At 36.0% G+C, this 12,471-nt stretch carries 12 protein-coding genes; 9 read left to right on the forward strand and 3 right to left on the reverse strand.

The window, feature by feature from the left end; genetic code table 11:
• Positions 1-197 precede the first annotated feature (197 nt).
• From QWY78_RS13095 to QWY78_RS13135, 9 genes are all read left to right on the forward strand, one after another.
• On the forward strand, positions 198-1,115 hold the full coding sequence (locus QWY78_RS13095; protein WP_290220555.1) for a DnaJ C-terminal domain-containing protein: 918 nt from the start codon (positions 198-200) through the stop codon (positions 1,113-1,115).
• The gene (locus tag QWY78_RS13100) at positions 1,112-1,378 is read left to right on the forward strand and encodes a chaperone modulator CbpM (RefSeq protein WP_290220557.1); all 267 of its coding nucleotides are present in this window, start codon (positions 1,112-1,114) and stop codon (positions 1,376-1,378) included. Before QWY78_RS13095 ends, QWY78_RS13100 begins: the two co-directional genes overlap by 4 nt.
• A gap of 139 nt (positions 1,379-1,517) precedes the next feature.
• Entirely contained in the window at positions 1,518-3,809 is a 2,292-nt protein-coding gene (locus tag QWY78_RS13105) for a GEVED domain-containing protein (RefSeq protein ID WP_290220558.1), read from the forward strand.
• Positions 3,810-4,069: 260 nt separating this feature from the next.
• A complete protein-coding gene (locus tag QWY78_RS13110) occupies positions 4,070-4,441 on the forward strand; it encodes a PadR family transcriptional regulator (protein WP_290220559.1) in 372 nt (123 codons plus the stop codon).
• A 4-nt stretch (positions 4,442-4,445) separates the two neighbouring features.
• Complete coding sequence (locus QWY78_RS13115; RefSeq protein WP_290220560.1) at positions 4,446-6,143, forward strand: PspC domain-containing protein; 1,698 nt, start codon at positions 4,446-4,448, stop codon at positions 6,141-6,143.
• A gap of 340 nt (positions 6,144-6,483) precedes the next feature.
• On the forward strand, positions 6,484-7,050 hold the full coding sequence (locus QWY78_RS13120) for a 1-acyl-sn-glycerol-3-phosphate acyltransferase (protein WP_290220562.1): 567 nt from the start codon (positions 6,484-6,486) through the stop codon (positions 7,048-7,050).
• Between the two features lie 51 nt (positions 7,051-7,101).
• Positions 7,102-7,518, forward strand: coding sequence for a PaaI family thioesterase (locus tag QWY78_RS13125; RefSeq protein ID WP_290220565.1), 417 nt, complete (start codon positions 7,102-7,104; stop codon positions 7,516-7,518).
• Positions 7,519-7,546: 28 nt separating this feature from the next.
• Positions 7,547-8,521 carry a chorismate-binding protein gene (locus tag QWY78_RS13130; RefSeq protein ID WP_290220567.1) on the forward strand — a complete coding sequence of 325 codons (975 nt, stop codon included), beginning with the start codon at positions 7,547-7,549 and terminating at the stop codon, positions 8,519-8,521.
• Positions 8,522-8,869: 348 nt separating this feature from the next.
• Positions 8,870-9,982, forward strand: a complete 1,113-nt coding sequence (locus QWY78_RS13135) for a 5-(carboxyamino)imidazole ribonucleotide synthase (protein ID WP_290220569.1) — start codon at positions 8,870-8,872, stop codon at positions 9,980-9,982.
• A gap of 41 nt (positions 9,983-10,023) precedes the next feature.
• On the opposite strand, the gene QWY78_RS13140 is transcribed toward QWY78_RS13135, so the two are convergent.
• The 3 genes from QWY78_RS13140 to QWY78_RS13150 all read right to left on the reverse strand — a co-directional run bounded on the left by QWY78_RS13140 (position 10,024) and on the right by QWY78_RS13150 (position 12,463).
• A complete protein-coding gene (locus tag QWY78_RS13140; RefSeq protein ID WP_290220572.1) occupies positions 10,024-10,470 on the reverse strand; it encodes a hemerythrin domain-containing protein in 447 nt (148 codons plus the stop codon).
• Positions 10,471-10,522: 52 nt separating this feature from the next.
• Positions 10,523-11,179 carry a GDSL-type esterase/lipase family protein gene (locus tag QWY78_RS13145; RefSeq protein ID WP_290220574.1) on the reverse strand — a complete coding sequence of 219 codons (657 nt, stop codon included), beginning with the start codon at positions 11,177-11,179 and terminating at the stop codon, positions 10,523-10,525.
• Positions 11,180-11,704: 525 nt separating this feature from the next.
• Positions 11,705-12,463 carry a phage tail-like protein gene (locus tag QWY78_RS13150; protein WP_290220575.1) on the reverse strand — a complete coding sequence of 253 codons (759 nt, stop codon included), beginning with the start codon at positions 12,461-12,463 and terminating at the stop codon, positions 11,705-11,707.
• Positions 12,464-12,471 lie beyond the last annotated feature (8 nt).

The raw sequence follows: 12,471 nt of genomic DNA on the forward strand, positions 1-12,471 counted from the left end.
AAAATCACTTCCTTTACAATGATACAGTATCTGAATTTTTTCGTTTTTAAAAGAAGTATAAATAAAACAAAAATTAATTTATGCTAAATGCACAACAGGTTTAGATTAAATATAAGAAATTATTATTAGAAATATTTAACAGAACTTTAGAATAGGTTTCGTGTAAGTTTTTATAAATTTGAGTAAATCATTATTGTATGGCATATATCGATTATTACAAAGTATTAGGCATTGATAAAAAAGCAACTGCTGACGAAATAAAAAAGGCCTACCGGAAATTAGCCCGTAAGTACCATCCCGATGTAAATCCTGGTGATAAAGATGCGGAGCGGAAATTCAAAGAAATCAATGAAGCCAACGAAGTTTTGAGCAATGCAGCCAATAGAACCAAATATGACCAATATGGTGAGCACTGGAAACATGGCGAGCAATATGACCAAGCCCAGCAGCAACGGTCGCAGCAATCTAGACAAGGTGGTGGTTATGGCGGCTTTTCGCAGTCAGATTTTGGTGAAGGGGCCGATTTCTCCGATTTTTTCCAAAGTATGTTTGGCGGTGGCGGCGGTTTTTCAGGAGGTTCACGGGGCAGTGCCTCAGGAAAATTTAAAGGTCAGGATGTAGATGCGACCTTGAACTTACCGCTTCATGAGGCGGCGAAAACCCATCAGCAAACTTTTGATATTAATGGAAAAAAAGTAAGGATTACGATTCCGGCCGGAATTTCTAATGGCCAAAAAATTAAATTAAAAGGCCACGGAAATCGTGGTCATAACGGTGGGCCGAATGGCGATTTATACATAACCTTTAATATTCAGGAAGATCAACAATTCAAAAGGATGGGAAATGATTTGACAACCGAGGTGGAGATCGACTTGTATACAGCGATCTTAGGCGGGGAAACCTTAGTAAAAACATTAGATGGAACAGTTAACCTGAAAGTGAAACCAGAAACGCAGAACGGTGCCAAAGTGAAATTAAAAGGCAAAGGATTTCCGGTCTACAAAAAAGAAGGAGAGTTTGGTGATTTGTATGTTACTTATAGGGTAAAAATGCCAACCAACTTATCCGATCAGGAAAAAGAGCTGTTTCTTCAACTTAAAAATTTAGCGACATGAGCGAAAGAATATCACGGGAAGAGCTGGTAAAAATCTACAATGTTGAAATTACTTTTTTTGATTCATTGGAAGAAGCCGGCCTCCTACACATAGAAACCGAAAACAATATTAAATATCTAATGTTTGATGAATTGTCTAATTTTGAGAAATTTACCACTTGGCATTACGATCTGGAAGTTAATTTGGCAGGACTAGAGGTCATCCATCATTTATTGCATCAAATTGAAAAACTTCAACAAGAAAAAAGACAATTGGATTTATAAATTACAATGCTTGCAATACGATCTGATTTTCGGATTTCGTAAGGTATTCGCATAAACTTTAAACATATTTCATCTTTTTGTTTTTTTTATATAGATAAAATTTGTTTTATTTGTAATAACATTTTAAACAATTATTTTTATGAAGAAAATTTTACTCTCACTGTCCTTATTGATAGGACTTGGAGCAAGTGCACAAATTGCCTTTAACGGTGATTTTGAAGATGGCACCTATGGAGCTATTTACGGTCAGTTTGGAGGTGGAACAAGAGTTACCACCGCTGCCTGTAACGGTGCAAATGGTGGTCAATTGGCACTTAGTAGCACGCAAACATCTACCGGATGGATGATTCAACCAGCGGCAATCCCGCAAACCAGCAACGGTCAAAAAGTTGATGTACAAGTTTCTTACAAAAAAGGAGCTGGCATTGTTGGAAGTATTTCTATCGCTTATTTTGTAAAGGATCAAGTAAGTGGTCTTTGGAATATTACGAATGTAGGAACGCCAGTAGCTCTAGCAACTGCAGCAATAACGACCTGCGCGCAATTAACTGCAACAATCCCAGTTGGCGCTTTACAGCCATCTGCTGAGGTTGCCGTTGGAGTATGGGTAACCAGAACCTCCGGAACAGGTAATGTTTTTGTTGATGACATTAATTTTACACAAGATACCTCTGTAACCACAGTGCCAGCATGTACTACCCTTAACACTCCTGCAGCAGGATCAACAATTAATGGTGGTAATGGTTATTTCTCTTGGACTGCTGAGGCAACAGCTGTAAATTATAAATTAACCGTTGGAACGACTTCTGGTGGTTCTGATATTTATAATGCTACAGTGACCGGATTAAATGCTAATGTTTCTTTACCAACCAATGCAACACTTTATGCAAAATTAACCCCTTCTAATGCAATTGGCGATGCCACTTCATGTACGGAAGTTATGTTCAATACCGATGCAAACATTGGTTATTGTGGTCCTATAATTTCAATCGCACCAACAGCAACTTACCCGATTTCATCGGTGACTTTTGCGGGAACTGGACCAAATACGTCTGCTGCAACAGTAGGTTCACCAGCTTATGAAGATTTTACAGCGTATCAGTTTAATGTACTAGCAGGATCCACATACCCACTAAATGTGGTCGCTACTGGCGTAGGTGCAAACAGATTTGGAATGACCGTTTGGATTGACTGGAATAATGATGGTGATTTTGCTGATGCAAATGAGCAGTACTTTAATACTCCGGCAACTTATGTTGGTGGTTCTACTGGTGCAACCATTAACCTGCTTGGAAACATTACGGTTCCAGCAAGTGCGAGTGCGGGTAACAAAAGAATGAGAATTAAGTACAACTTTAGCAGTTCACTTACTTCTTTACATCCAGCTTTGGAAACCGCTTGTTCTGATATGAATAATGGTCAAGTTGAGGATTACACCCTGGTAGTGTCGCCAGTAACAGCTGCGCCTACGTGTACAACTTTTACAAGTCCAACAAATGGAGCGACGGCTGTAGTACCAAACCCTGCAGTTTTAACTTGGGCTGCTGCGGCGGGAGCAAGTGCTTATAAACTATATGTTGGGACTACTTCTGGTGGTACTGATGTAGAGAATGGGACAGTAGTAACAACTACCTCTAAAAGTGTTACACTCAATGCCAATACGGTATACTATGCGAAAGTAGTTCCTTATAATAATATCGGTGAGCCAACGGGATGTACTGAGATTATGTTTACCACAGGTAATGTAGTATATTGTACTGCAACTGCAACAAGTACAAATCAAACCTATGAAAGAATTGGTAGAGTCGTATTCTCTAATATTGATAATACTTCTAACACGACCCCAGCTTCAAGCGGAGTAGGTTATGAAGATTTTACAGCACTGCCTGCAGGTATCGTTACCAAAGGACAATCTTATCCTATCACGGTTACCATTGCTAATTTTGATAATGATCAAACAGCGGTATGGATTGATTTTGATCAAGATGGAATCTTTGCTGAAAGTGAAAAAACAACACTTACGACAGCAGCTTCTGCTACCGGTACCATTGCAATACCAGCAGGTGCTAAGTTAGGAAATACGCGGATGCGTGTAAGAACAAATTATAGCGCTGCGCCACCTGCTTGTGGTAGCACCACTTTTGGACAAGTAGAAGATTATACCATCCAAGTTAATGATGCTGCTGCGGCAACCATTAATGCTGATAAAAATAAACTTTCTGTTTATCCTAACCCTTTCCAAGATGTATTGAAAATTTCAGACATCAAAGGAGTGAAATCAATTTCTGTAAGCGATGTTTCAGGAAGACAGGTTAAAAACTTGAAACCTTCTGCAGAACTGAATCTTTCAGATTTGAAAACTGGATTGTATATCGTGACTCTTCAGATGGAAGACGGAACAATTCAATCGTTCAAAGCGATCAAAAAATAGTAATTCGTTACTTGATATAAGAACCGCCTCAATTTGAGGCGGTTTTTTTTGATCTAAACTTTTCAATATTAAAGGGACTCTACAGCATTATTTAAAACTTTAACTAAAAATAAATTTAAATAATTACTACTTTGTATTGCATAATACTAAAATAAATACATATCTTTGTATAGTAAGATTGGTTAAGGATATTCTTTTACAGATCAATTCTTCATCAAATTTTATTTTTAACAGTTGAACTAATTAATAACCTGTAAGCAATGAACACAGAAAACACCAAAGCGCAAATGCGAAAAGGCATTCTGGAATTCTGTATTTTAAGTTTAATTAATGAAAAGGAAATGTATGTTTCTGACCTTATTGAAGAACTTAAAAAAGGAAAACTGGATGTGGTTGAAGGAACACTTTATCCTTTGCTCACCCGATTGAAAAATGGAGAATTTCTCTCCTACCGATGGGAGGAATCTACCGGTGGACCCCCTCGAAAGTATTACCAGATGACCGAGAAAGGAAAATTATTTCTCACCGAATTGCTCAACACCTGGAAAGACCTTACGGAATCCGTGAACCAAATTACTAGAAACAATAACCAAACGAACGCTCCTGAAACCTCGTTCGAACCAAAAAACTAAAACGATGAATAAGACACTTTCCATAGGACTTGCCGGTTTCTCTTTCACCATAGAGGAACATGCCTATATCAAACTCAGCGATTATCTTGCTGCACTCCGAAGCTCTCTGGATATTACCGAAGCTGATGAAGTAATGCACGATATTGAAATTAGAATGGTCGAAATATTTAAGGATGCGCTTGGTAAACGAGAAGTCATCAATGATATCGACGTAGAAAGAGTAATTGCGCAAATAGGATCTCCTGAAAAAATTGAAGAACAAGAAGAAGCGTATTTCTCTGAAAAAATAAACCATGGTAAAAAGGAACAAAAATCTTCATCATCATTCAATGGGCAGAAACAATTGTTCCGCGATCCAGAGCATGAAAAGATTGCTGGTGTTTGCGCAGGTTTAGCGCATTATATTGGAATGGACATGAGTGCGATGCGTGCAATATGGTTAGGAATAGCGATTTTAGGCGTATTTACCGCAGCAATTTCTACTTCATTAATCATCCTTATTTATATTATTCTTTGGATCGTTTTGCCCCGAGCAGAAACTGCAACTGATTTTTTAAAAATGAAAGGGAAACCGATGAACTTTGATAACCTCAAGGAAGAATCGACCAAAATTGTACAGTTTGCCAATGAATCTACCCAAAAAGTGGGTCAGCTTTACACCGAAAACAAACCCTATATTAACAAAGCAGGAAGCGGATTGTGGAATGTTATCAGATATTTTATCGGTGCAATATTTGGCTTAATTGCCATTGGCTGCATTATAGGGGTATTTGTAGTATTCGGGCTTTTCGGCATGGATACCAATTTTCCGGGGGCCAACGAAATGAAGTTCTATTTTGATGATAATGGATTATACAAAATACTATCGGCTATGATTATTATTGGATCTCTAATTCCTGCAATTCTATTCAGTTTGTTGAGTGTTACCATCTTATCGCCAAAAACCAAATTGAATAATATTGGCTGGGTAATCGGTGCTCTTTTTATCACGTTGATGGGACTTGGTGCCTATTTCGGAGTTAGTATGGCGAAAAATGAAGCCTTTTTAAAAGGGGATAAAGAAGATATCGAAAATATCAACATTAATACAACCTCGGATAGTTTGTTTGTGGATATGAAACAGGTGGTGATTCCGCAGAACTTTACTGCTTACGACAATGATCTTTTTTCTGATAAAAAAATGGTTTATGAAGAAGATTATCCTTCAGTAGAGGTGAGCAGAAGATCGGGAACAACTTCACCCTATTTAATTGTTAAAAAACAAGGGAAGGGGTATAATATACCAGTTCAACTCAATGTTCCGATAGAAATTCAAGGAAATAAAATATTGCTTCCGAATTTTATGAAGTATCCTTATAAAGATCGCTTCCGGGATTATAATGTAAGTTATGAATTGGTGGTCCCGCAAAACACAAAGGTTTTCAAAGTGAGAGACCATGTTCTTGATCTTGAAGATGATCTGAGTGAGGAACACGGTTCTGAGTACAACGAGAATGAAGATGGCGTGACCATGAACATCGGTAAAAACACGATTGTTGCAAACTCGACCAACCAAGACTCCATGATTGTCAATGGTAAAAAGGTGTCTAAAGCAGTTGGTGAAAAAATGATAGATTCTATGGATATTGATTTTAAAGATTTAAAAGATGTAAACATTACCATTAAAAACGGAAAGAAAGAAATTTCCATCAAAACGAAATAGATGCTGGAAAAAGGTCGAAAAATCAATCGTCTTTCAACCATTTTTGCACAACTCGAAAACTTTAATAAAAATTAACACCCACAGAATTCTTTTTGTAGAATATAAGTCTTAAATTCGTAGGGTTAATTTCATAATGACATAATTAACACCCAAAACCTAAAATTATGGTACAGTTTGTTTTAGAAATCGCAATTAAGATAATAGATTTCATAAGTAATTTATTACAGTAAGAATAATAATTCAATATCTTTGTAAAGTATAACCAGTTGAGTTTGGTTATACTTTTTTGTTTTAAACTCTTTAAAAAAAAACGGGTTCTTATAACCTAATTTTCTATTTTATGAAAAAATTTTTTGCTAAATTATTATTTAACCTGCTTGGTTGGAAGGTGGTGTTAGAAGGTGATGTTGATAACCTCGACCGTTGCATTTTGGTGGTAGCTCCGCATACGGTGAACCAAGAATACATCTTAGGAAACCTTGCCTACTGGTCGCTGGGTAAACCTTTGAAAGTTATTATTAAAGACCAGCATACCAAAGCCTGGTACGGGTTCTTCATCAAAGCAATTGGTGGCATCGGTATTGATCGTTCGCAAAAAAATGACCTGGTCAACTTTGTGGCAGAGTTATTTAAAAAAGAAGATTTTTCCTTGGTTATCACGCCGGAAGGAACCAGAAGCTGGGTGCCAAAATGGCGAAAAGGTTTTTACCATATGGCGATGGCCGCCAAAGTTCCTATTGTAATTGCAGCAGGAGATTTTAAAGACCGAATTATTTATTTAGGAAAGAAAATTTCAGTAGAAGACTTAGAAACAAGAACATACGAAGATATCATGGCTGAATTGGAGGAGTATTATAAAAAAATAACCCCGAAAATTCCTGAAAACTGGAATCCTAAAATTTACTAATCATTTTTTTAGAATTAATCCCAAAACCCAAAACCTATAACCTAAAACCCAATGCAAGATAAAAAACAGATTTTAGAAAAATTGAACACGTGGGGTGGCGAAAACTTAGGAAAAACTTTAAATATTATTTTCACTGATCTAACTGATGATACGCTGACTGCAACGATGCCAGTTACCCCAAAAATTCATCAACCTTATGGGATAATGCACGGTGGAGCCAGCTGTGTTTTGGCCGAGACACTCGGCTCTTGTTTGTCGGTGATCCATGTAGATACCGAAAAATTTGCACCCGTTGGAACCAATATCAATTCTAATCATTTGCGCAGTAAAAAAGAGGGAATTGTAACCGGAACTGCTCGGTTTATCCGCAAAGGAAATACCATGCACGTCTCTGAAATAGAAATCCGTGATGAAAAAGGAACGCTCATTAACCATACTACGATGACCAATAATATTATTCCGCGCTAAATTTTCTTGGCCAAAGCATTTTTGAAAAATGATCTATTTTAAATTTCCTTTTTCTGAGCAATTGTATTCCACCGATAAAAATTCTGTGAAAACTGTGGTTCAGTTTGTATCTTACGATGGCTTGGATATTCTTGATTTTCAAGGAAATATAATAAAGGTTTCTTTGGAGGAGTTTTTAAATTTAGAAATTCAGCCAAAATTAATGGTATCAGAATTAACTAATTTTAAAGAAGAAAAGGAAGCTGATTATGTAGAGAAAATTCAAAAGGTTATTGATTTTGTAAAAGCAAAAGACCTGTCTAAATTGGTGATTTCGCGCCGAAAGTTAGTTGATTTTAAGTTTGAAAAAATTAATTTATCCCACACTTTTTTAAACCTTTGCAAAGCGTATCCGAATGCATTTGTTTATTTTTTTATCGAAAATGGCTGTTGCTGGATCGGCGCTTTTTCGGAAGTTTTGGGTAAGTTTAATAAAGAAACTTTGGAATTGGAGACCATGAGTTTGGCCGGTACAATTCCCATCGATGAACAATGGACTCAAAAAGAAATTGAGGAACAGCAACCCGTTACCGATTATATTAAAAATATTTTACAAAAGTTTTCTGCGGAGGTTAATCAATCACAAACCCATGACCATTCTTCGGGCAACATAAAACATTTACGAACTGATTTCACCGCCAAAATTAACCGCCAGGAATTAGAACAGATCATTGCAGAACTGCACCCAACTCCAGCAGTTTGTGGCGTTCCAAAAGAGTTTTGTCGCAACGCCATCGCAGAATTTGAACAGCATCCACGGCGATTTTATTCCGGGTATATTAAAGTTGAAACAGAGGAGAATATTCAGTATTTCGTCAATTTAAGATGTGCAGAGTTTTTTCAAAATGCAGCATTACTTTATGTTGGTGGTGGCATTACCGCCGAAAGTTTGCCCGAAAAAGAATGGCGAGAAACAGAGTTGAAAGCGGAAGCCATTTTAAAAAATATTGCATTTTCATCTTAAAGATGCAGTTGGATTGATCTTGGATGGTAAAATTTATAAAAATACAATGCTCAAAGATGAATCGCGATGCTAACCAAAAAAAGAATACTATTTTGTAGAAATGAATTTAGCCGTAATTTTGTTTTTAGAAAATAGTAAACTATTTTAGATCATGATCAATGTACCGGCAAACGGTAGAACGAAGGAGTACTATTTGATGATAGGAGCGATGAGTTTTGAAATCGCTCGAAAATGAACAAAAACCAACTTTAATAAAGTATTGGTTATGCAAATTCGATAATTCATGTTGATGGTAAACATGCGATTGCCGGTACTTATACAGCTATAAAATCAGTAAAAAAAAGAGAAATGAAAATAGGAATATTAGGAGGCGGCCAGCTCGGGCGCATGTTGATTCAGGAAGCATTGAAATATGATGATGATTTTTATACCCTTGATCCCAACAAAGAGTGTTCGTGCGCCAATATTTCTTTTTTCACCCAAGGAAATTTTAATGAAAAGCAAGCGGTTCTTGATTTTGGCCAAGGCAAAGATGTGGTTTCCATTGAAATCGAACATGTGAATGTAGAAGCCTTGGAAGAACTTGAAAACCAAGGAATAAAAGTAATTCCAAATTCGTCGATTATTAAAATTATCCAGCAGAAAATTCTACAAAAGCAGTTTTACAAGCACCATCAAATCCCGAGTCCTGATTTTCAGATTATCCAATCTTTAGAAGACGATATACAAATCGGGTTTCCATTCGTTCAGAAACTAAATACGGGCGGTTATGATGGAAAAGGAGTGCAGGTGATTCAAGATGAAACGGAGCTGAAAAACATGTGGAATGAACCTTCTGTCTTGGAGAATTTGGTAGCAATCGACAAAGAACTTTCATTAATTATCGCTAAAAATGAGCGCGGGGAAATCCAGAGCTTTCCGGTAACCGAAATGGTTGCCGATCCTAAATTAAATTTACTTGATTTTAATATTTGTCCCGCCATGCTTTCAAATGACGTTCAAAATCAAATTGATGTGATTGCAGAAAAGTTTATGCAAGCCGCTGATTCTGAGGGCTTGTTTGCTATTGAATTATTTATGGATCACAATGGGAAAGTGTGGGTGAATGAAACTGCGCCCAGATTACATAATTCCGGTCATCAAACTCAGGAAGGAAATGCCAATTCTCAATTCGAACAGTTTTACCGTGTTTTGAAAAATTTACCTTTGGCTGATACTTCGATTTTTGGATTTTCCGGAATGCTCAATTTGGTGGGCGAAGAAAACTTTAGCGGAAAAGTGAAATATCAAGGCTTAGAAAACGTATTGAAATTACCCAATGCCTACGTTCATCTTTACGGAAAAACAGAAACAAAACCAGGTAGAAAAATGGGTCACATCAATGTTTTGGCAGATTCCCGCGAGGAACTTTTGAAGCAATTGATCCATATTAAATCATTGGTGAAAGTGATTTCGGTTTAAAAATTCCTGCTTGAAATAATTATTAAGTCAATCTTAAACAGTTACTTCCAGAAAATATCGTCGTATTCGGGTTCTTTTAATTCTGGATGTTCCAATTTTAAAATGGCTTGTAATTGCTCTTCTGTCGCCTGCTTTTCTATTTCTGGAAATATTTGTCTTTCTTCAGTTCTAATATGAATTTCGAGTAATGCTCGGAAATTTTCGATATGCTCTGTTGTTTCAAAACCATCTTCAATCATTTTATGAAATATCTGATGTTGTGAAATCGCTTCTTTAATTAGAGAATGTTCTTCGCCTAAAATTTTAAATATGGTTTGCTCTTCTTCGGCAAAATGTGGTTTCAGATTATGCTGGTAAAAGAGTTCGATATATTTTGCCATTCGTTCAACCGAAATCTCTTTCTTTAATCCTTCTTTTAATTTCCAGCAGAGCAGCAACCCAAAATGATGGTCGCGACTGAGTTGTACTAAGGCATCATGTCTTTTCATAGGTGATTTTTGTTGTTGGTTTTTACTGATTCTTAAGAATGATGAAGAGCTTTTACTTTAAATAAGGCTTCATCTCTTTACTCCAGATTTCATAACCTGCAGGTTTCATATGAAGCATATCCTCTAAAAATAGATCCTTTCTTGTTCTTCCATTTTCATCATTCATACCACGGGTTATATCAATGTACGCACTATTTTTTCTTTTCATCATGAATTTTTTTATCAATGCATTGGCTCCAATGAATTGCGGCCAAAGTTTTTCTCTGCTTGGTGACAATTTGATGGATATATAAGCGACCGGAACACCTGGATGGTATCTTCTAATTTCTGCATAAAAATGCTTATACCGGTTAAGTACCTGCTTGGAAGTGAGTTTTTCATTTGCTGCAAAGTCATTCTCTCCGCAATAAATAATAATTTGTTTAGGCGAATAGGGTTTTAGGAGTTCATCTGAATAAAAATTTAAATCGTAAAGACTGGATCCACCAAATCCACGATTAACTATCGTTTTTTCTGGGAAATAGCTACCAACATCTTGCCACATGGTAAAAGATGAACTCCCGATTAATAGAATAATGTTTTGGGGTGGAGGATTTTCTTTATTGGTTTGTTTAAAAAGCTCAATATCAGTCCAAAAAGCGGGTTTATCCTGAGCCTTTAGAAAGAATACCGCCGCAAAGGTCATGAGCAAAATAAAGATCTTTTTCATTGGATTTAATTTGTTCTCAATTTAATTAAAAATTTTGAAATGATGTTTTTCTTTTTTTAATAAGATTAAAGGTCAGTTGCTCCTCCATAAATTAATGATAATTTGTTTATTGAGAAAAGTAATACTTTCTTTAAGACCATATTTTTATTTCTGCGGCTAATTTTTGATAGCCAATGTGAAAATTTAAGTGGAGAGGAAATGCTGAAAATTAGGTGCAAGGACAAATAAAAAACTCCTTCAACAAAAGTTAAAGGAGGAAAAAAATCATTTGTGTTTTTAAGTTTGAACCTTATTAATTAATTTATTTCAAGCTTATCTTTTTTTCTGATTCAAAAGTATAGGTTATTTAAAAAAATACCAAATAGAGTAGGTGGACATATGGTGGACAAAAAATTTTCATGAATAATCGATATATACTTTTCTGTAAATCAATTCATTAAAATCGGGTTTTTAAAACATCTCTGCAGTCAGTTTTACAATTTATAAAAGGGAATTAAAAACAGTAGGAGTATATTTAGATTGTTACTATTGCGTTAATTGTGCAGTAACAAATATTCTTGCCATATCGTTATTAATGTTTGAGCAGTTAGAGGTATTACCGCCGTAGGTAATAGAACTATAACCTGATGTTATTTTAGGTAAATTTCTACCATAAATGGAGACGGTATGAGTGCCAATTGGTAAATCATCAAAAACTCCTGACAAGTTGAATTTCTTCCAGTTGCATACATATGTTTTACCAATCTCCGTATATTTGCGGGCTAATTTAAGTTGTCCGTTTACAAAGACTCCAATAGCAAATTGGAATTCCTGTCCAGAATTTGAATCGTTATTGATTTGCACCATTCCTTCTGTTATAATATAATTATTATTGGTAGTTTTAGTAACGGTAATTGTTGTAGAAGTTCCGAGATTGATCCATCCAGTAGTGCTGTCATTTAAATTAAAGAGTGGCATTGTACTGGGAAAAGTAGAATTAGTTACGCTAGAAGAAGAGGAGGCAGAGAAGTTTTTTGTAAGTTTGATTATGGCGCTACCATCCTCAATATCAAAATTTCTGTTCCATTTGTTTTCTTCCCAAAAGTTTAATTTTTTGGCTGTAGTATTGTACGTTATTAAGCCATTTACTGGTGTTGGAACAGTTGCATTGTCAGTAAAGCTAAGCAAAGGTACTTGTGGGAAGAGAATTCCTTTATCATTATATCTTACTTCTAATACGGCGCTTGCTTCTGGAGTTACTACGGTAGCGGAATTGGGCATCAGTACGACTTGCGATTGAAGCATGCCTAAAA

The sequence above is a fragment of the Kaistella yonginensis genome, assembly GCF_030409525.1.
In the GTDB taxonomy this organism is placed as follows: domain Bacteria; phylum Bacteroidota; class Bacteroidia; order Flavobacteriales; family Weeksellaceae; genus Kaistella; species Kaistella yonginensis.